This is a genomic window from Nocardiopsis quinghaiensis (assembly GCF_008638365.1).
In the GTDB taxonomy this organism is placed as follows: domain Bacteria; phylum Actinomycetota; class Actinomycetes; order Streptosporangiales; family Streptosporangiaceae; genus Nocardiopsis; species Nocardiopsis quinghaiensis.
Genome location: NZ_ML703337.1, coordinates 57482 through 76156, shown reverse-complemented (window position 1 = coordinate 76156; position 18675 = coordinate 57482). Strand labels below are relative to the sequence as shown.

Below are 18675 nucleotides of genomic sequence, written 5' to 3'. Positions count from 1 at the left end.
AGCCTCCTTTAGCGGAACCAGTTGGTCAGGTCGTCGGACCTACGAATTAGCCACAGGGTTGTCCTGATGATCGAGAAAGCGGTCAGCAGAGCCGAGAGCAGCAACCCGCGCTTCGAACCCGGCTTGTCTTGTTCACACATCGGATTCATCACCTCCCTTCGATCGGTTGGAGCGTGTTGGCCCGAAAGGCGGCTCCACCGCGTAGGTGTTGACCGCAGTCCATCCCTGCGCTAGAAGAGGCTCCTTCCGGTAGACCTTGTCCGTCGTCACGATCTTGGCCTCCTCCAACTGTTTGAGCCCACGAGCGGCGCTGTCGGCCGACCAGCCGTACCAGTCAGGCATCTGCTCCAGCCGGAGAGCGTCTGTACGCGCGCCGCGCTCAGCAAGAAGGACAAGCAGCATGGCGATGGCGGGAAGGCCGAGGCCGTCGACGTATCCGTCTGTCCAGAGACGGTTGGAGATCTGGAAGTAGCGGCCTTCTGCTTTGGCATCAGGGCCCTCCTTCTTCCCGGGGTGGGTATAAGGGGTCCCGCTGCCGTCCTCACGCAGTAGTGTCACCGAGGCCCTGCTGCTCTTGCCCGTGTGGGCGCATATGAGCAGCTTGCGCTCCTCCAGGCGGGCAAAAGCTTTCCGAACTGCGGTGCGGGCTGAGGATTCGGTGGCGGTCTCGGTGAAGTCCAGTGCGCGTGCCCACACGAGGCTGTCACGGGTCGTGGTCCAACCGTCCTGCGAATCCTCGGCACTGGTCACAGCCAGCACCAGCAGGTAGGCCAACAGCCCGCGCCGGTCGCTGTTGCTGACGAACTGCGCGAGCGGCCCCTCACGGTTATCCGATCCGGGAGGGGCCTGGACGAACCCCCGGCGCAGCGGTGTCTTCTTACGCCGGGCCTTCTCCAAGAGACGTTCGCGTGTCTCTGCCGGTGTGACGACGATTGGCTTGTCTGAGATCTGTGGATCCATGGCTGCGAGGCTAAGCTCCCCAGCGGGAGAAGTCCACATGGTTTGACGGAAGGTAAGAGATGCTGTGGCGGTAGCAATGGAAGAAGATCAATGGTTAGCTCCCAGTGAGGCAGAACCTGCATACAAGCTCAGGTGCACAAGAACCTACTTTTGGCGCCACGGCACGGAGCATCAAATTCTCCGGAGGATCCGCTGTCTCCACCAGAGCGCGCGAAGGGGAGCACTTCGGCTTGTGACAGAGAATGACATATTCTCTGTCACATAGGCCCGACCGCGCCCTACGCGGCCTGGGGTGCGGCCTCTGGGCGTCGGAGGCGACTCCATAACGTTCTCTGTCACATGCCGGAGGTCTCGTGACCGTCCACTCCCTGCCCCAGCCCGGCGCGCTCACCCTGGCCCGGGCCAGCGCCGACTTCCTGGACCGGTTCCGCAGCCAGGCGCACACCCACCGCGCCTACACCCAGACCCTCACCGTGTTGGCGAGCACGGCCGTGGGCGGCCCCCACGCGCCGGTCGCGGTCGCCTTCACCCCGCAGGCGGCGGCCGCAGCCATGGCCCGCTGGGAGGGTGCCGCGCCGGCGACGTGGAATAAGCACCTGGCTGCCCTGCGCTCCTTCGCCGCCTACTGCGCGCGCCGCCAGGTACTGGAGGAGGACCCCACCCGGCTGCTGGAGCGCCGCAAGGAACCGCGCCGCGGCGACAAGGCCATCCCCCGTTCCCGGCTGGAGGCGCTGTTCGCCGACCCGACCGTGGGGCTGCGCGAGAAGGTGCTGTGGCGGATGCTCTACGAGACCGCCGCCCGCGCCGAGGAGATCCTCACCCTGGACGTGAGGGATCTGGACATGGCGATGCGCCGGGCCAGGGTGCGCTCCAAGGGAGGTGCGATCGAGTACGTGCACTGGGCCACCCCCACCGCCCGGCTCCTGCCGCGCCTGCTGGCCGGGCGCGCCACGGGTCCGGTGTTCCTGTCCGACCGCCGCTCGGCGGCCTCCGGCGCCCGGGCCCGCGCCCTGGCCGACGTCGACCCCACCACCGGGCGCGGGCGGCTGTCCTACCCGCGCGCGGAGTACCTGTTCAAGCAGACCTCGAAGAAGTACGACCCGCACCGGAAGGGGTGGACCCTGCACCAGTTGCGCCACTCCGCCCTCAAGCACCTGGCCGCCGAAGGGCGCAGCGCCCCCGAGCTCCAGGCCAAGTCCCGCCACGCCCACCTGGCCACCCTGGGCAAGTACGTGCGCCTGGGCGAGGAGACCTCCGCCCGGATCACCGCCGAGCACGACCCGCACAACCGCCGATCACAGCGCCACTGAACGAACGATGGGAACCAGCGGCGACCTCGCGGCGTCGGACGGGGCAGAGGGATAGCACCACCCCAGCCTGCGCTTCCTCCCTCGGCGCCCGTCGCCCGCCTCTGGCGGTCGACGGTCTCGGGCCACGCCTGTCTTCTAGGCGGGGTCCAGAGAAGGAGGCGGTCATGGATCCGACGATGGTTGAGGCGTACCTTCAGGTGCTCTCACTGCTGGTGGTGGCGGTGGTAGTGAACCGGTTCGCCAAGAGCGACAACGACAAGAAGTAGTCGCAGGGTCAGTCGCCGAAGGTCGTCACCATCGCGGCCAGGCGGCACAATCTCCGGCCACGGTCGGGGGTGGGTCCCGGTACGGGTTCGTGCCGGGACTCGTTTCTGTCGGTTCTTCGCCTTGTCCGGGCAAAGGTTTCATGCGCGCCCGTGATGCCTCCTACCAGCGCCAGATGCGCTGGACGCACACTCGCCGGAGTACGTCCGTGCGAGCGAAGGCGACGGTGTGGGCAGGGTCGATGCGGAACAGCGCCGCGCAACGACCGCACGGCTGCGGGACCTGCGTGACCAGGGGATGCTGACCACCGAGCACGCGCGGTGGGTGGCCGAAGGGCTGGGAGTGAGCCTGCGCACCGTGTGGCGGTGGCTCAAGGAGCCCTCAACGCCGAGGCCGCCGACGTCCTACCGGTTGAGCGCCACCGACCGGGAGGCGTTCGCTCACTACCGCGGCAACGTGGCGGCCCTGCACCGCGCCCGCCAGGCCGCCATCGACGGCACCGGCCACACCGCCGGGGCCCCGCTCCCGACCTTCCTGGCCCGCGGTTGGGCCGGGGCGACCCCGGTGGGGCTGCGCACCTTGCAACGGGCCTTCGCACGCGAACTCACCCCGGCCGAGCAGGCGGCCTGGCGCACAGGCGAGCCCGGAAGGCGCGCGGCCGGGGTCCATCTGACCCGCCCGCCCACGGGCCGCAACCAGGTCTGGGAACTGGACCACAAGCAGATCCCCGTGCTGGTACTGCCCCCGCGCGGCGCGGCCCTGTGCCCGTGGATGACCACCATCGTCGACGACTCCACCCGGGCCCTGGTCGGATGGGCCATCACCGCCACCCCGCACGCCGGGACGGTGCTCACCGCAATCCGTATGGGCCTGGTCCACGACCCCGACCGGGCCCCTTCGGCGCCATCCCCGCCACCGGGCGGGTGGACCGCGGCCTGGAGTTCACCGCCACCTCCGTGCGCAAGGCCCTGGCCTCTCTCGGAGTGGACGTGCACCGCCTGCCCGCCTACACCCCACACCGCAAGGGCAAGGTCGAACGCCTGCACCGCACCCTGGAACAGACCCTGTTCAGCTCCCTGCCCGGCTACACCAAGGGCCCGCGCAACACCGCCGGGCGTCTGCACGGACCCTGGGACGACTCGGTGGCCGGCCGGGCCGCCGCCGAGCACGCCCCGGTGGGGCCGCTGCGCATCGAGGACCTGGCCGAGCGGGTGCGCACCTGGGCCCGGTGGTACAACACCGAGCGCCCCCACCGCGCCCTGGACGGGCGCACGCCCGCCCAGGCCTGGCTTGAGGACACCTTCGCCGTGCACCGCATCGACGCCGACCGATTGCGCCACCTGCTGCTGGCCGACGTCGAACGCACCATCGGCAAGGACGGCATCCGCCTCAACAACCTGTCCTACCTGGCCCCCGAGCTGCACGGGCGCCGCGGCCAGGTGGTCCAGGTCCGCTACATGCCCCACGACGACCGCACCATCGAGGTCTACTCCGGCGAGGTGCACCTGTGCACCGCCCACCCCCACACCCAGCTCACCCCCGCCCAGACCGAGGCCTTCCGTGAAGCCGCCCGCGCCGAGTTCCGCCGCCTGGGCGCGGCCCGGCGGCGCGCCAACACCCGGACCCGGCGCGAACTCGCCCCCCTGGTCGACGGCACCGCGCCCACCGAGTCTCGCGTGCTGCCCGCCGGCCACGGTGACGAACTCGCGCTGCGCCGCACCCAACGCCTCCTCCAGGAACGCTCCAGCACCAGCCTGCTGGGCCTGGACCAGCCCACCACCGACGACCAGGAGGGCTGATGCCCACCCACTTCGCCAACCTCACCGGCGCCAGTACGCTCAAGACCCGCCCGTTCCTGCTCGCCCACCGCATCGTGGACGACCTGGTCGCCAACCAGGCCACCGGCGTCATCCACGGCAACGCCGGGACCGGCAAGACCTACGCCGTCCAGGCCGCCCTGGAATCCCTCCAAGACAGCGACGGCGCCCCGGTCACCACCTGTGCGCTGACCTTCCCCAGCCGCCCGACCATGCGCATGATCACCGACGAGCTCCTGCGCGCACTGACCGGAGCTGCCCCGCCCCGCAGCCGCAACCGCTTCCACCTCATCACGACCTTGACCGACCTGCTCTCGGGGCCGCCTCGCCTGGTCGTGGTCGATGAGGCCCAACGCCTCAACAGCGACTGCATCGAACTGCTGCGCCATCTACACGATGCCCCCACAACTCGGTTCGCCCTGCTGTACGTGGGCGGCGACGGCTGCTGGGAGGTCCTGTCGGCCGAACCCATGCTGCGCTCCCGGGTGTTCCGCCGCCTGCCTTTCCACACCCTGCCCCGCGCCAAGGTGCCCGAGCTGATCGGCCAGTTCCACCCCATCTACGCCGGCGTGGACGCCCAGGTCCTGCTCGACATCGACGACTTCTACGCCCACGGCACCCTGCGCGACTGGGCCTCCTTCACCCACACCGCCGCGCAACTGTGCGCCGAGACCGACCGGGGCGGGATTGACACCGAGATCATCGCCAACGCCTACACCCTGCTCGGCGGCGGCGCCTATGCCTGAACACACTCCGGCGGCACCCGAACGGGTGTTGGTCCTCAACCCCGCCGACGTGCCCGTGCCCGGCGTGCATACCCGCGGCGAGGCCGACGACCGGCTGCTCGTGGTGCGCCCCACCCCCGGCTGCGCGGACCGCGCCTCCTTGCTGCGCGATGTGACCACCGCCCTGGGCAAACACCCCTTCGCCCCCAGGCCCCAACACCTGGCCCGACCCGAGTGGGACCACGCCCGAGCCTGGGCCCGCACCCACCGCTTCCACGCCCTGGTCGTGGACCGCGCCCACCGCTTGAGCACCGACCAGCTCACCGAGCTGGCCGCGTTCGCCGACGCCATCGGCGCACACCTGTGGGCCCTGTGGTCGAGCTACGACGATCACGCCCAGGCCCTCCACACCCTGGCCCAGGCCCCGCCCGCAGCCCCGACCCGCCTGTCCGCGGACCTGCCCGAGTTGGCCGCACCGGCCAGGCTGGACCCGCCGCCCCTGCGCCCAAGACCCCAGACCTTGGACCGGCTGCCGCTGACCGACGTGTGGAGGTTCCGCGCCGCCTGCCGCGCCCGCCTGTCCACCCAGGCCTTCACCGAAGTCGACACCCACTACCAGGCCGCCTTCGCCCGCGTGCGCCTCTTCCACGCCCAGGCCGGCGCCCCGCACGACTACTACCGCCCCTTCAGTGCGGCCCTGACCGCGTGGATGCGCGACGTGTTCCTGGGGCCGGTCACTGACCCCAACCTCGCCCTGATCCGGCTGCGCGCCGCCCAGGCGGCCCTGCTGCACAGCCGATGGTGGCTCGACTGGAATCCGCACGTGCTGGGCCAAGATCCCGCGGCGCACCTACCGAGCCAACTGGACACGTGGCGGGCCCAACGGGTGGCCGTACACCACCACACCGGCGATGCCGCCGCGATCACCCTGGCCCTGCACCTGTGCCAGAGCGCATGCTTCTTCGACGCCATCCGCCTGTGCGACGTCACCGAGGCCGGAGACCTGCTCACCCCCACCCGAGACCACATCCCCGCCTACCAGCAATCCAGTACTCGCATCCGGCTGCGCTCCTACGGCGGTACCACCTACGAAGAACTCGTCGCCCTGCCTGTGCGCATCCCCGCCCACGGTCGCCGCCCCTGGCCGCCCACCGCGCCCTGCGCCTGGACCAGGGCGCCACCGCAACCGGCCCCTTCTTCGCGCACGCTTCCTCCCCCGGGTGGTGCGACCCCGACGCTCAATTCCGTAACGGCCTGCAACGCCTGTGCCGGGACCTGCGGATCGACCCCACCTGGGCACACGGCCCCGACTGCCCCGCACACGACCGGCGCGGCAACGGCGGATGGCTGGCCGCCCGAGCCCTGACCCTCACCCGCCTGGAGGAGGAACGATGCACCCGCTGATCACCGAACGCCTACGCATCGGCGGCATCACCTCCTGGGAGATCGCCGACTTGCTCGGCGTCCACCCCCACCAGCTCGAACGCGACGACCTCGACCGCCGCCGCACCAGCGATGAGGACCGGCTGCGCGCCCTGCCGGTGGCCGCCCTGGTCCAACTGTGCCAACGGTTGGACCTGCACCCCGGCGACCTTCTCGGGGAACTGGACGAGCTGTGCTCCTCGCGTCGGCGCGCACCAGGTGGGGCCAAAGGGGAACCGCCCGGGGATGCTGTGCAGGACGCGCGCACCATGGTGGCGGCGCTGTTGCACGCCGGGGTGCCGCTGTCCGTAGAGGAGGCCGCAGGCGCCCTGGGGTGGGATTTCCCACGCGCTCGGGCGGCCGTCGAACACCTCCAGGCCCACACCGACCTGGCCGACCCCTACGCGCTGCGGAGAGTGGGAGCCGAAACCTACACGCTGACCTCGCGAACAGACCTGCTCACCCCAGGCCAGCGCGCCGCGTTGGACAGCGTCGTCGTTGCCGTGGGCGGCACCCTCCCACAGACGCACGTCAGGGCCCTGGAGGCCCTCCTGGCGGGCTCCAGCCTCAACGGCCACGACGACGCCACGATCGCGGACCTGATCAAACTGGGGCTGGTGACCGGGTCCGTCGAGGAAGGTCTGGCGCTGGGGCCGGAGGTGCTCTACAGCCTCACTCCATGCGGCGAAGAAACCGGAAGCAGTGACAGCGGGCTGTCGTCATCGGTGACATGTTGAGCGCAGCGAACATGGCAGTGAGCGGCGCAGTAGGGATGTCAGTGCTCGGGCGTATCAGACGGACTCTCCGGGCCCGTATCTGCCCCGCCCTCGGACGGATCCGGGCGCCAATGATCAGGCAACAGGACCGTTCCTGGCGCTCCAGTAGCGACTGCTTCAAGCAGCCCGTTGGGAGGCCTGCCTGAAGCGTTTTGGAAGTTCACCTTCCCGCCGGTGAACGCGGCCCCCTTGAAGGACACCTTCTTCCCGCCAGCGAACTTGACCCTGCCGAGGTACACATCTCCGCCGGTGAACGCGGCCCCTGCGAAGTTCACACCTCCGCCAGAAAAATCGACCCCGCCCAAGAACACATCTCCGCCGGTGAACGCGGCCCCGCTGAAGGACACCTTCTTCCCGCCGATGAACTTGACCCCGCCGAAGTCGACCGTCGCGCCGGAGAACGTGGCCTCGCTGAAGTCCACCTCCGCGCCGGAGAACTCGACCCGGTTGAAGTACACATCTCCGCCGGTGAACGCGGCCCCCTTGAAGGACACCTTCTTCCCGCCGATGAACTTAGCCCTGCGGAAGTCGACCTCCGCGCCGGTGAACGTGGCCCCGCTGAAGGACACCTTTCCACTGGTGAACTGGGCCCCAGACAGGTCACCGCCGTCGAAGGCGACGCCGGTGAAGTCATAGTCCTTGTCACGCCAGCGGGTGGGTTCGCGCAGGCGGTTGCCGATGATGCGGATGATGGTGTGGCGCACCTCGCGGAAGGAGGCGAACTCCAGTGTGCGTGCGCGGTGGTCCTCGTGTTGGGCGTCGTCGGCGTTCACACTCAGCCCGCCGGGCGCGGGAGCATAGGGCATGCGTAGGTAGGCGCACAGCACGTCGATGATCATCTGCACCAGGTCCTCGCGCCCCTCGGGAGCTTCGTCGGCCAACCGGGCCAGGGCGTGGACTCCGGCCAGGCGCACGGCGGCGTGCTCACTGCCGAGCTTGTCGCTGGCGCTGTCGAAGGTGTCGGTGAACAGCTTCGACACCTCACGCTCTTCCCCCGCCTCGGTGGTGCGTTGGCGCCGGTAGGCGATCACGAGCAGGGCCACGCCGCCCAGGCCGGCGACGATGGCGAAGGCGCGGGTGGCGATCGCGTCCAGGTCCTTGGGGGTGAGTTCCCCGGGCGGCTTCCACTGGGGGGTGTCGAGCACCAGCCACGCCAGGGCGGTCATGGCCGCGACCGCGCCCGCGGCGACCGTCCAGGTGGCCAGGATCAGCCAGACCAACCGCACCGGTGTGATCCGTTTCCAGTTCACCCCCACCACACCGGCGGCCAGTAGCAGAGCGCACACCCCCACTGCGACCACGCGCCAGGTTTGGCCGTTGGTGAGGCCGAGCAGGTCCCAGACCGCTGTGGCCAGGGGCCACAGCGCCACGGCCGCTCCGAGCCCGCCGGCGGTGACCGCGGTCCAGGACAGTCCACGGCGTCGCCGGTCGAGGCGTTCACTCAGCCGGGTGAGTCGTTCCTTGAGGCGTTCGCGCCAAGGGGGCCGCGGGGGTGAGGGGTGGGTGGTCATGGTGTGACCGTAGCCAGCCACAGGCGGGGTGTGGGCACCTGGCCGAACCCGGTCATCTCCTGCATCAGGACTGGCTAGTGCGGCCCTGACAGCTTCGTTGCGCTCAACAGCAGTGACAGCGAATTGTCGTCATCGGTGACAGGGGGCTGTCGTTTCCAGTGACACAACGCTGTCGCTCAACACCCATCCCCGTGGCCGTCAACAATCAACTTGTTGAGCGCAGCGAAGATGACAGTGGTTGGCGCAGTGAGGATGTCAGTGACCAGGCGCATCAGCAGATGGTCCTGGCCCCTCCTGCTTGCCGCTTCTGTCGGCAACCGGCTGCCACTGCTCGGGCAAGCACACTACCCCGGGCTCTCCGTGTGTCATCGCTATCAGTAGCCCCTCAGGGCACATACCTGCGGCCTTATCGAAACTCACCGTCCCGTCAGAGAACTTGGCTCCGCCGAAGGAGACCCACGTGTGGGGAAGCTCAACCTTGTCGGAGAAGTCGGGGTGTCGGAAGTCGGCTTCGCTGAAGGACACTTGGGCCCCTGAGAACTCTGCCCCGGGGAAAGCCATCCTCGCGCCCAGGAACTTGGTCCCCTGGAAGTTCACTTCACCCCCGGAGAACACGGTTTTGAAGAAGGACACCTGTGCGGCGGAGAACTCGGCCTCTTCGAAGGACACCTCCCCACCGGAGAACATAGCCTCGCTGAAGAACACCTTCGCCTTAGAGAACTCAGCTCCGCGAAAGAACACGCCCCCCACCTTCCCGCCGACAAACCGCGTCTTGACGAAGAACACCTCCGCACCGGTGAACCGGGCTTTGACGAAGAACACCTTCCCGTCGGTGAACCGAGCCTCGGTGAAGTCCACCCTCCCGCCGGTGAAGTGAGCGCCGGTCAGATTGCCTCCGTCGAAGACGACGCCGGTGAAGTCGTAGTCCTTGCCGCGCCAGCGGGTGGGTTCGCGAAGATGGTTGCCGATGATGCGAATGATGGTGTGGCGCACCTCACGGAAGGAGGCAAACTCCAGTTCGTGCTCACGATGTTCCTCGCGCCGTGCCTTAGAAGCATTCTTGGGCAGGTCATCAGGTGCAGGCGTGTAGGGCATGCGCAAGTAGGCGCACAACACGTCGATGACCATCTGCACCAGGTCCTCGCGCCCCTCGGGAGCTTCGTCGGCCAACCGGGCCAAGGCGTGGACTCCGGCCAGGCGCACGGCGGCGTGCTCACTGCCGAGCTTGTCGCTGGCGCTGTCGAAGGTGTCGGTGAACAGCTTCGACACCTCACGCTCTTCCCCCGCCTCGGTGGTGCGTTGGCGCCGGTAGGCGATCACGAGCAGGGCCACGCCGCCCAGGCCGGCGACGATGGCGAAGGCGCGGGTGGCGATCGCGTCCAGGTCCTTGGGGGTGAGTTCCCCGGGCGGCTTCCACTGGGGGGTGTCGAGCACCAGCCACGCCAGGGCGGTCATGGCCGCGACCGCGCCCGCGGCGAGCGCCCAGGCAGTCAGGATCAGCCAGACCAACCGCACCGGAGTGGTGCGCTTCCAGTTCACCCCCACCACACCGGCGGCCAGTAGCAGAGCGCACACCCCCACTGCGACCACGCGCCAGGTCTGACCCTCGGTGAACCCGAGCAGATCCCAGATCGTTGTGGCCAGGGGCCACAACGCCACGGCCGCTCCGAGCCCGCCGGCGGTGACCGCGGTCCAGGACAGTCCACGGCGTCGCCGAGCGAGGCGCTCACGCAACCGGGTGGCTCGTACCAGGAGACGCTTCCGCCAGGCTAGCCGCGGGGGTGAGGGGGTGGTGTTCATAGGGCGACCGTAGCCAGCCGACGACGGGGCATAGGCACCTGGCCGAACCTGGTCACTCTCTACATCAGGACTGGCTTGCGCGGCCCTGACATCTTCACTGCGCCGACCACTGACAAGTTGGCTGCGTTTCCACTGACATCCCCGCTGCGCTCAACACAACTTCAACACTCCTATCGGTCGCGGCTCTCGTGCCCGCATCTGTGGAGGTAAGCACGCAGGTATCTCGGAGAGATGCGAGGGCTCTTGTCCGCGTCTACGGGGTAATCCGCTGTCAAATGACTCGGGCTTGAGCTTGTCTCCGCACCTGTAGAAGGAGCCCTCGTACCTGTTGGTATGTGAGATGGAGCTGTTTCTCGTTCTTGTGGCCGCTCCGGTTCCGGATCTATCGTCGGCCCTTTTCCTGCCTGCAGGAGTGGCCTCAGCTCGACTACGGAGTCGTCCTGCTTGGGCACCTCACCCAGCGAAGGTCTTGCGTACGCATTGTCTGCCGCCACGTGAGCGAAATCGGGTCCCTAGGTCCTCTTGATAGGTAGAGGCGTTCGACACCGGCCGACCACGCGATGAGACCACGAACCCCACGGCCGAGGCTGCGAGTGTTGCTGCTGGACAGCAGCCCTGGAGCCACCGCCCTGCTCATTCTGGCCGCCCACCGGGCGCTGCCCCCCTTCGACGCAGTGCTCATACCCGACACCGGGTGGTACCCGCCCACCGGCTACCGCATGCTGGAGCGCCTACGACGTGTCGCGCTCCAGGCCGCCATGGGCTGGGAACCCGTCAAGACCGCACCGATCGCCCACCGCACCCTCAACCCCGGCGGCGCTCTCTGCCCGCTTCCGTTGTTCGCCCTCCACCCGGATGGCGCTCCCGGACGGCTTCCCGAGGGCTGCGCACGCAGCACAGCGGTGGCCCTGACCCACCGCATCCGCCGTTTGTTGGGTTACCCCCGCTCCAACCCGGTCCCCGGCGGGGTCGTGGCCGAATGCGCCACAGGGGCCGGTCTCGAACACGTCCGTTTCCCTCTGCCCACGGGTCCGCGCTACGTCCTCTTCCGCCGGCCCTTGGTCGACATCGGGTGGACGAGTCGAGACTGCCGGGCGCTCCTGCACCACCACGGGCTGGAGGACGGACCGGATATGGCATGTGTGGCATGCCCTCACCGGTCCAACCATGGCTGGGCACGCCTGCGGTACACCGACTCGGCAGCGTTTGCCGAAGCGGTCGCGGTGGATGCCACCCTGCGGCACGACCACCCTGAGGCCCCACAGCTCGGCATGCCGCCCGGCACCCTCTACTACCTCCACCCCGACCGCGTCCCCCTGGACCAAGCCGATCTGAGCACCGGCCCCGATACCGCCCTGGGTGGGTGCGTGCCGTGGGCATGCCACGGTCGCGGCCCCGACGCACCGGTGGACGGGGGCGGTATCCGATGACCGCGACCTTGCTGCCGCGCCCGTCCGCAACCCCTGACGCCGCCACGGTCTCGATCGGCTCCCTGTGCACGGGCTATGCCGGTCTGGACATGGGTGTGGCCGCGGCGCTGGACGGCAACGCCCGTTTGCTCTGGACAGCCGATCACGACTCCCACATCACCCGGCTGCTCACGCACCGATTCCCCGACGTCCCCAATCTCGGGAACCTGACGACGGTGCGCTGGCCGACGGTGGAACGCCCCGATGTGATCACCGCAGGCTTCCCCTGCCAAGACGTCAGCTCAGCCGGCCCAGGCAGTGGGATCGAGAAAGGAACACGCTCAGGTGTGTGGCACCACGTCATGGACGCCGTTCGCCATCTACGACCGCACCTGCTCGTACTGGAGAACGTGGCTGCCCTGCGCTGGCGGGGCAGAGGACTCGACCGCGTACTCGCAGACCTGGCCCGCGCGGGGTATGACGCGAGCTGGTGTTGCGTACGCGCCAGCGACGTCGGCGCCTGCCACCGCAGGGAACGCGTCTTCGTTGCTGCCCACCCCGTGCGCCAGCGATGGTCACCGGGGTTCGTCCGCCCCTCGGCGGCGTACGCGACAGAAGCGGCAAGTGCGAGTTGGCGATGTGCTCTGCCACCCGCCCCACACTCCCGCGTACGCAGGCACCCGTACTGCGCACACCAGCACCCGCAGGCGCAGCGGCAGCCCGCTGCTGCCCACCCCCTTGGCCAGCGACGCCACCAAAGGAAGTCCCCGTCAGCGGGATTCACACGGGCGCCCCACACTGCCCTCCGTGGCTATCGGTACGCACACCGGCAACACGGCACCGAAGCCCCGCCGTTCGCGTACGCATGGGACCAATACGAGCCCGCGATCCGTCGATGGGAATCGGTGCTCGGATGGTCGGCACCCCCGCCCACCGAAACCGGAACCCGGGGACAGCCCCGGCTGAGTGCCGCACTGGTCGAGTGGATGATGGGCCTGCCCGTGGGGTGGGTGACCGGTTCCGAGCTTGGGTTGCCGCGCAGCGCCCAGCTCCAGGCGCTCGGCAACGGCGTGGTGCCACAGCAGGCGTGTGCTGCCGTGCGGCACCTGCTCGCCCAGGAGGCTGATGCCGCATTTCTCGGCGAAGGCGGCTGAGGTGCCGATGCACGAGGACACGTCGGAGATCCCGGGAAGGACGGCATGCCACAGCACGGTCTCCAGTGCCGCGGCATGGGAGAGAAGGACCGGATGAGCGACGGCACAGTTCCCCCGAACCAGCACGGCAGAAGAGCGCCTGAACAGGGAAAACGCCGCTACTCTGCAGGCTCTGGCGGTCGGCAGGGCAAGGCCGCGGACCCGCTTCCGGAGGTCTTCACCCCCGAAGAGGCCGCAGCCCTGCTCAGGGTCCCCGAGTCCTGGCTGCGTAAGCGCGCCTCCGCGCGGCAGGTGCCTTGCACCTTTATCGGTAAGCACCTGCGCTTCAGCTCCAGCGACCTTGAGCAGATCATCCGCTCCGGACACCGCGCCCCCGTGTCCGGGAACGCCCGCCAGCAAACGTCCGAATGAGCACGTACGCAAGGAGTACGCATGGCTTACGCCGAACGGCTCGCCAAGACCTGGCGAGCCCGCTACAAGCGCCCTGACGGCACCTGGGGGTCCAAGTCGGGGTTCGACACGAAGGAAGCCGCTCTGCACTGGGCGGAGGAGCAGGAAGCCGAGGTGCGGCGCCGTACGTGGATCTCGCCCCAGGACTGCGAGATGGCCTTCGGTGACTTCGCTCAAGACTGGTTCGGTCAGGCGCGCCTGGCGGAGACCACGCGGGCCAAATACCAGTCCTACCTGGACACCCATCTGTTGCCGCAGTGGGAGGACTGGCCGCTGATCAGCATCTTCAACAGCCACATCGAGATCCAGGCCTGGGTCAACGAGCTGCACGAGGAGCTGGCCGAACCGAGTGTGTCCTCGGTCTTCGCCCTGTTCTCCACGGTCCTCAGTGTGGCGGTGCGCGCCCGCCGCATCCCCGCCAACCCGTGCAACGGGGTCCGGGTCTCCTCCGGTGACTACGAGGCCGACCGGCAGACGGCCACCCCGGTGCAGGTGCTGCGGGCGGCGATGCGGTTGCACCACACCTTCGGGCGGGCGGGGTTCGTGCTGGCGCTGATGGACGGCTACACCGGTGCGCGCTGGTCGGAGCTGGTGGCGTTGGAACCCCATGAGTACGACGAGGTGAACCGGGCCGTCCCGGTGCGCGCACCTTTGCGCGAGTCCGGTGGAAAGATGTCCAAGGCCAAGCGCCCCAAGACCCCGGCGGGCAAGCGCTGGCTACAGCTTCCTGACTTCCTCGAAGCGGTCTACACCGACCTGGTGGCCGACAGCGAAGGGTTGGTGTTCACCGGTAGCCGTGGCGGGATGCTTCGGCGGGGCAACTTCCGCTCCCGGTTCTGGCGGCCCGCGTGGGACGGTGACTCCAGTAGCGAGCTGGGATGGCTGCGTACGCCGATCCTGCCGGGCTTCACCTTCAATGAGGGACGTCACACCCACCGCACGTGGTTGGCGGAGGACGGGATCCCGGAGGTGGCACGGGCGGCTCGGCTCGGGCACCGGATGCCGGGCATGGCCAACGTCTACGAGCACGTGACCCCGACGATGAAGGCTCAGGTGCTGACCGCGCTGGAGCAGAGGTTCCAGGCGAGCGTGCGCGCGCTGAGTCCGGGGGAGCGGGATCGGCTGATGGAGATGGTCCCGCGGCTGAGTGAGCACTACCCTGTGGAGGGCGAGCGGAAGGCTTCGTGAGAGGGGAGATGCAAGATCATCTCCAGATTCTCTCCATAGCCGAAGCCAGTGAAATCTGAAGAGGACCGTTGGACGGCCCCTGACCTGCAGAAGCTGTGGTGGGCGATACAGGACTCGAACCTGTGACCTCTACCGTGTCGAGGTAGCGCTCTAACCAACTGAGCTAATCGCCCTCATGGAAAACGAGGTAAAGCCTGCTACGAGGCGGAGACGGGAATCGAACCCGTGTGCAGGGATTTGCAGTCCCTTGCCTCAACCACTCGGCCACTCCGCCGGAACGACATGGGGAGTCGTCGAGTGACACCCATGCGGGCCTCTCCGAGCGGACGACGGGATTCGAACCCGCGACCCTCACCTTGGCAAGGTGATGCTCTACCAGCTGAGCCACGTCCGCGTGCGCACCGGGGCGGACCCCGGAGCCGGAACCACCCTGCCGCCCATGGAGCGACGGGGTCGAACCGTTCGAGCGGACGACGGGATTCGAACCCGCGACCCTCACCTTGGCAAGGTGATGCTCTACCAGCTGAGCCACGTCCGCGCGGCGAGTCCAGCGGCCTCGGGGTTGCCCCGTCAGCGCCGTTCGCTGCTCTGAGAACTCTAGCGGATTCCCCGGCCAAGCGCGAAATCGGTTCCACGGAGCACTCCCGAGCCCCGCCGTGGCAGGTCCTGTGGACGACCCGCCGAGGCGGCGGGAACTACTTCTCCACTTGGGCGGGTGTGGAGGGCATGTCGGGCCGGGGAGGCGCCGAGAGGTACTGGCCGACCCTCTCGATCACCTTGTTCATCTCGTAGGCGATCAGTCCCACGTCACTGTCGGCGTCCGACATCAGCGCCATGCAGGCGCCCTCTCCGGCCGCGGCCACGAAGAGGAAGGCGCGGTCCATCTCGATGATGCTCTGGCGGATGTCGCCCGCCGAGAACTGCTTGCTGGCTCCGCCCGCGAGACTGTGCAGCCCCGAGGCGATCGCGGACAGGTGCTCGGCGGCGGGGCGGTCCAGTTCACTGGAGGTGGCCATGAGGAGGCCGTCGGTGGACAGGACGATGGCGTGCTGCGTCCCGGAGGCACGGGTGAGGAGATCGTCCAGCAGCCAGCTGAGCTCTCCGCGGGCGGTACTCGGTGGGGTCATGTCTCTCTTTGCTCTGTCCGTTGGTGATGCGTGACTGGGACACGCGGACTGCGGGCCGCCGCTGACCGTCCTGTGGGGGAGGAGTTCGATCGGCTGCCACCGGTCCCGCATAAGCGTTGCCCAGATGATAGTCATTCGTAACTTATCTGTCCGGCCGCCACGGCGTGTCCAGGGCGGGAAGCCCACGGGGTCGAAGCGTGTGACCAGTCGCGATGGCACTGTGGCACGGCGTGGGAAACGGACCGGCGGCCGGTGCTGGTCACAGGACTTGCCAACCCGCGGGGGCGGCGGGTACGGGGAGCGCGGGCCCCGGAACGGGGGTGAGGTGGGAGGATCGGTGGACACCGGCCCGACCTGGGCGCCTGAGAACTTGGGGGTTGGAAATGAGGGTGTGGATAGCGGGTGCCGGATACGGCCGCGGCGCCGTCGTGGACGAGAGCGAGGCACGGATCCCCGTGGCCGACCACGGGATCACGGTGGGGGACGGGGTCTTCGAGACGGTGCGGGCCCAGGACGGCCGCCCGTTCGCCCTCACCCGCCACCTGAGGCGGCTGGCCCGCTCCGCCGAGGGCCTGGGCATGGCGGAGCCCGACCTGGGGCTGATCGCCGACGGAGTCGCCCAGGCCGTGGCGGCCAACCCCGACCTGACCGACGCCAGGGTGCGTATCACCGTCACCGACGGCGCCGGACCGCTGGGCTCGGACCGCGCCCCGGGCGACCAGACGGCCATCGTCGCCCTGGGGCCCTTCCCCGGGATCGCCCCGCACACCGACGTGGCGCTGGCCCCCTGGCCGCGCAACGAGTTCGGTGCCCTGGCCGGGCTCAAGACCACCTCCTACGCCGAGAACGTGCGCGCCCTGGCCCACGCCAAGCGGCGCGGTGCCAGCGAGGCGGTGTTCCGCAACGTGAGCGGCAACCTGTGCGAGGGAACCGGCAGCAACGTCTTCGTGGTGCTGGACGGCAGGCTGGTCACTCCGCCGCTGTCGGCCGGGCCGCTGGCGGGTATCACCCGCGAACTCGTCCTGGAGTGGTTCGGCGGTGAGGAGGAGGACGTCCCCATGGAGCGACTCCCCGAGATCACCGAGGCCTTCCTGACCTCCACCGGGCGCGACGTGCAGTCGGTCCTGCGCATCGACGGCCGGGAGGTGTCCAAGGAGCCCGGCCCGGTCACCGCCAAGGCCATGGCGGTGTTCGCCGAGCGCTCCGCGGCCGACATCGATCCCTGACACGCCCGTACACGGCTGAGGGGCGGCGCGTCACGCGCCGCCCCTCAGGTCATGTCGGTCGTGCTGCCCTAGCGGCTCCTGGGAGGGAACACGGGCTCAGGAGTGGAGGTGCTGCTGGATCTCCTCGTCGAGGTCCACGAACTGGCCCTCCTGGCCCGCCGGAACGATCTCGTAGGTCTTGTGCAGGAACTCGGCCAGCGGGGCGACCTGGGTGTCGAACTCGGCCTGACCGAAGGGGGAGGAGAGCGCGATGCTCACACCGCGGTCGCCGTGGTCGTCCTTGGAGGGCCACACCCGGACGTCGCCCTCGCCGACCGGACGCACGATGCCGACCGTGAGGAGCTCACGGGCGAAGATCCACTCGACTGGGTTGTCCTCGCCGGTGTGGAAGGCAACCCGAATCGCGTACGGGTCCTCAGCGCTGTAGTCGACTCGTGCGACCAACGGGACCGCTGTGCGTTCGGGGACCACGAGCCGCAGGCCCAGCTCGGCGGTGGCAGTGGTGTCGCTACTGTTCATGTTCGCCAAACCTTTTCTCGTCCGCCCTTGCTGTCGCGGCGCGGGTCGGTTGCCGTCTCACCCGCTCCAACGCGGCTTCCCGCGGAACATGACGTGAGTACGGAGGCTTTCTTGGTGGGATTGGGACCGGAGGTCTCGCTGCCCGCCCAGCGGGTCCAGCGCGCCGCTGCACGGCTCCACGATCCTTCGTCACTGTAATGACCAGGAGAAACCAAAGATTTCCCCATGTCGGGTGTCCCACGTCACCCGAAGGTCATGTCAGGGTGCTTCCCGACGGGGCCGTGGGGGTTGGAACTCCCTATCACTGCAGGGTTCGGGCCCGACAGCAGACACTCCCACGAACCTTTTGGAAAGGTAATGTGATCTCTGTCACACACTGGTGTAACCGTCGGGTGCGTCCGCGTGCGCCGACCACCCTCGGACATGCGCTAGAGTTTTTCTTGTCCGAACCGCAGAGCGGGCAGGACAGCGTTTGGGGGCGATTAGCTCAGTTGGCTAGAGCGCGTCGTTCACACCGACGAGGTCACTGGTTCGAGTCCAGTATCGCCCACATCGAAGAGGGGCCGGGTTCCGTGTCACACGGAACCCGGCCCCACTCTCCTTGTGCGCCCGCGGGCACGGGGGGGCGCACGTCCGCTCCGCCGGGAGACCGTTCTCTACTCGGCGGAGGGTGTGTCGGGCAGGGTGCGCCGCCGGGCCGACCTGCGCTCCCGGACACGTCGGAGGAGGTCGTTCCTGAGCCGAATCCCGTACCGCTCCGCGCGGTGGAACCACACCTGGGCGGGCCGCACCAGCCGCCGGGCCCAGCGGAACTCGGTGCTGATGATGACCAGGCCGAGGACGACGGCGGCCAGACCGGGGCCGGGAACGACCAGCATGATGAGCCCGGCCAGGATCACGATGGTGCCGACGGTCCCCACGAGGATGCGCCAGGGCAGGCGCAGGGCCGGGTGGGTGTGCATGCGCCTGCGGAACAGGCGCAGCCTCGCTCGTAGCCGCCGCCACCTGCGCATACGG

16 protein-coding genes, 5 tRNA genes and 1 pseudogene are annotated in these 18675 nt (G+C 68.8%); 12 read left to right on the top strand and 10 right to left on the bottom strand.

Going from position 1 to position 18675, the window contains the following annotated elements:
- Positions 1-132: 132 nt before the first annotated feature.
- Positions 133-960, bottom strand: a complete 828-nt coding sequence (locus FYX01_RS00355; protein ID WP_150236380.1) for a hypothetical protein — start codon at positions 958-960, stop codon at positions 133-135.
- 353 nt (positions 961-1313) lie between these two features.
- On the opposite strand from FYX01_RS00355, the gene FYX01_RS00350 reads away from it, so the two are divergent.
- From FYX01_RS00350 to FYX01_RS00330, 5 genes are all read left to right on the top strand, one after another.
- A complete protein-coding gene (locus FYX01_RS00350; protein WP_150236379.1) occupies positions 1314-2270 on the top strand; it encodes a tyrosine-type recombinase/integrase in 957 nt (318 codons plus the stop codon).
- 1187 nt (positions 2271-3457) lie between these two features.
- On the top strand, positions 3458-4333 hold the full coding sequence (locus tag FYX01_RS26435; protein ID WP_223830221.1) for a Mu transposase C-terminal domain-containing protein: 876 nt from the start codon (positions 3458-3460) through the stop codon (positions 4331-4333).
- The gene (locus FYX01_RS00340) at positions 4333-5097 is read left to right on the top strand and encodes an AAA family ATPase (RefSeq protein WP_150236378.1); all 765 of its coding nucleotides are present in this window, start codon (positions 4333-4335) and stop codon (positions 5095-5097) included. Before FYX01_RS26435 ends, FYX01_RS00340 begins: the two co-directional genes overlap by 1 nt.
- A complete protein-coding gene (locus FYX01_RS00335) occupies positions 5090-6442 on the top strand; it encodes an ATP-binding protein (RefSeq protein ID WP_150236377.1) in 1353 nt (450 codons plus the stop codon). The genes FYX01_RS00340 and FYX01_RS00335 overlap by 8 nt, the downstream gene beginning before the upstream one ends.
- A 25-nt stretch (positions 6443-6467) precedes the next feature.
- Positions 6468-7235 (top strand): hypothetical protein, encoded by a 768-nt coding sequence (locus FYX01_RS00330; protein WP_150236376.1) that lies wholly within the window; start codon positions 6468-6470, stop codon positions 7233-7235.
- 38 nt (positions 7236-7273) lie between these two features.
- Here the strand turns inward: FYX01_RS00330 and FYX01_RS00325 are convergent, their stop codons facing one another.
- Together FYX01_RS00325 and FYX01_RS00320 are read right to left on the bottom strand one after the other, a co-directional pair.
- Positions 7274-8785: a pentapeptide repeat-containing protein gene (locus FYX01_RS00325; protein ID WP_190394120.1), complete on the bottom strand. Its 1512-nt coding sequence runs from the start codon at positions 8783-8785 to the stop codon at positions 7274-7276.
- A gap of 255 nt (positions 8786-9040) precedes the next feature.
- The gene (locus FYX01_RS00320; RefSeq protein WP_190394119.1) at positions 9041-10444 is read right to left on the bottom strand and encodes a pentapeptide repeat-containing protein; all 1404 of its coding nucleotides are present in this window, start codon (positions 10442-10444) and stop codon (positions 9041-9043) included.
- 734 nt (positions 10445-11178) lie between these two features.
- On the opposite strand from FYX01_RS00320, the gene FYX01_RS00315 reads away from it, so the two are divergent.
- From FYX01_RS00315 to FYX01_RS00300, 5 genes and pseudogenes are all read left to right on the top strand, one after another.
- Positions 11179-12015, top strand: a complete 837-nt coding sequence (locus FYX01_RS00315) for a hypothetical protein (protein WP_223830220.1) — start codon at positions 11179-11181, stop codon at positions 12013-12015.
- Positions 11964-12560 (top strand): annotated as a pseudogene (locus FYX01_RS26430) (DNA cytosine methyltransferase); the annotation flags it as partial. The gene FYX01_RS00315 and the pseudogene FYX01_RS26430, both read left to right, overlap by 52 nt.
- 339 nt (positions 12561-12899) lie before the next feature.
- Positions 12900-13148 (top strand): hypothetical protein, encoded by a 249-nt coding sequence (locus tag FYX01_RS26425; RefSeq protein ID WP_223830253.1) that lies wholly within the window; start codon positions 12900-12902, stop codon positions 13146-13148.
- A gap of 93 nt (positions 13149-13241) precedes the next feature.
- A complete protein-coding gene (locus FYX01_RS00305) occupies positions 13242-13559 on the top strand; it encodes a helix-turn-helix domain-containing protein (protein ID WP_150236570.1) in 318 nt (105 codons plus the stop codon).
- A 21-nt stretch (positions 13560-13580) separates the two neighbouring features.
- A complete protein-coding gene (locus tag FYX01_RS00300) occupies positions 13581-14786 on the top strand; it encodes a tyrosine-type recombinase/integrase (protein WP_150236373.1) in 1206 nt (401 codons plus the stop codon).
- A gap of 96 nt (positions 14787-14882) precedes the next feature.
- Here FYX01_RS00300 and FYX01_RS00295 read toward each other — a convergent pair.
- From FYX01_RS00295 to FYX01_RS00275, 5 genes are all read right to left on the bottom strand, one after another.
- Positions 14883-14959: transfer RNA gene (locus FYX01_RS00295), tRNA-Val, on the bottom strand.
- Positions 14960-14988: 29 nt separating this feature from the next.
- Positions 14989-15060: transfer RNA gene (locus tag FYX01_RS00290), tRNA-Cys, on the bottom strand.
- A 47-nt stretch (positions 15061-15107) separates the two neighbouring features.
- A tRNA-Gly gene (locus tag FYX01_RS00285) sits at positions 15108-15180 on the bottom strand.
- A 71-nt stretch (positions 15181-15251) separates the two neighbouring features.
- Positions 15252-15324 (bottom strand) — tRNA-Gly (locus FYX01_RS00280).
- Positions 15325-15481: 157 nt separating this feature from the next.
- The gene (locus FYX01_RS00275) at positions 15482-15913 is read right to left on the bottom strand and encodes a roadblock/LC7 domain-containing protein (protein ID WP_150236372.1); all 432 of its coding nucleotides are present in this window, start codon (positions 15911-15913) and stop codon (positions 15482-15484) included.
- A 383-nt stretch (positions 15914-16296) separates the two neighbouring features.
- Between FYX01_RS00275 and FYX01_RS00270 the strand changes: the two genes are divergently transcribed.
- Entirely contained in the window at positions 16297-17139 is an 843-nt protein-coding gene (locus FYX01_RS00270; RefSeq protein WP_150236371.1) for an aminotransferase class IV, read from the top strand.
- 96 nt (positions 17140-17235) lie between these two features.
- On the opposite strand, the gene FYX01_RS00265 is transcribed toward FYX01_RS00270, so the two are convergent.
- Complete coding sequence (locus FYX01_RS00265; RefSeq protein WP_150236370.1) at positions 17236-17658, bottom strand: SsgA family sporulation/cell division regulator; 423 nt, start codon at positions 17656-17658, stop codon at positions 17236-17238.
- A gap of 476 nt (positions 17659-18134) precedes the next feature.
- On the opposite strand from FYX01_RS00265, the gene FYX01_RS00260 reads away from it, so the two are divergent.
- Positions 18135-18208 (top strand) — tRNA-Val (locus FYX01_RS00260).
- A 106-nt stretch (positions 18209-18314) separates the two neighbouring features.
- Here the strand turns inward: FYX01_RS00260 and FYX01_RS00255 are convergent.
- Entirely contained in the window at positions 18315-18620 is a 306-nt protein-coding gene (locus tag FYX01_RS00255) for a PGPGW domain-containing protein (RefSeq protein ID WP_150236568.1), read from the bottom strand.
- Between the last annotated feature and the right edge of the window lie 55 nt (positions 18621-18675).

Excerpts from the sequence above, each read along its gene's own strand:
- FYX01_RS00355 (WP_150236380.1), bottom strand. The coding sequence starts at position 960 with ATGGATCCACAGATCTCAGACAAGCCAATCGTCGTCACACCGGCAGAG.
- FYX01_RS00340 (WP_150236378.1), top strand. The coding sequence starts at position 4,333 with ATGCCCACCCACTTCGCCAACCTCACCGGCGCCAGTACGCTCAAGACC.
- FYX01_RS00335 (WP_150236377.1), top strand. The coding sequence starts at position 5,090 with ATGCCTGAACACACTCCGGCGGCACCCGAACGGGTGTTGGTCCTCAAC.
- FYX01_RS00330 (WP_150236376.1), top strand. The coding sequence starts at position 6,468 with ATGCACCCGCTGATCACCGAACGCCTACGCATCGGCGGCATCACCTCC.
- FYX01_RS00325 (WP_190394120.1), bottom strand. The coding sequence starts at position 8,785 with ATGACCACCCACCCCTCACCCCCGCGGCCCCCTTGGCGCGAACGCCTC.
- FYX01_RS00305 (WP_150236570.1), top strand. The coding sequence starts at position 13,242 with ATGAGCGACGGCACAGTTCCCCCGAACCAGCACGGCAGAAGAGCGCCT.
- FYX01_RS00300 (WP_150236373.1), top strand. The coding sequence starts at position 13,581 with ATGGCTTACGCCGAACGGCTCGCCAAGACCTGGCGAGCCCGCTACAAG.
- FYX01_RS00275 (WP_150236372.1), bottom strand. The coding sequence starts at position 15,913 with ATGACCCCACCGAGTACCGCCCGCGGAGAGCTCAGCTGGCTGCTGGAC.
- FYX01_RS00270 (WP_150236371.1), top strand. The coding sequence starts at position 16,297 with ATGAGGGTGTGGATAGCGGGTGCCGGATACGGCCGCGGCGCCGTCGTG.
- FYX01_RS00265 (WP_150236370.1), bottom strand. The coding sequence starts at position 17,658 with ATGAACAGTAGCGACACCACTGCCACCGCCGAGCTGGGCCTGCGGCTC.
- FYX01_RS00255 (WP_150236568.1), bottom strand. The coding sequence starts at position 18,620 with ATGCACACCCACCCGGCCCTGCGCCTGCCCTGGCGCATCCTCGTGGGG.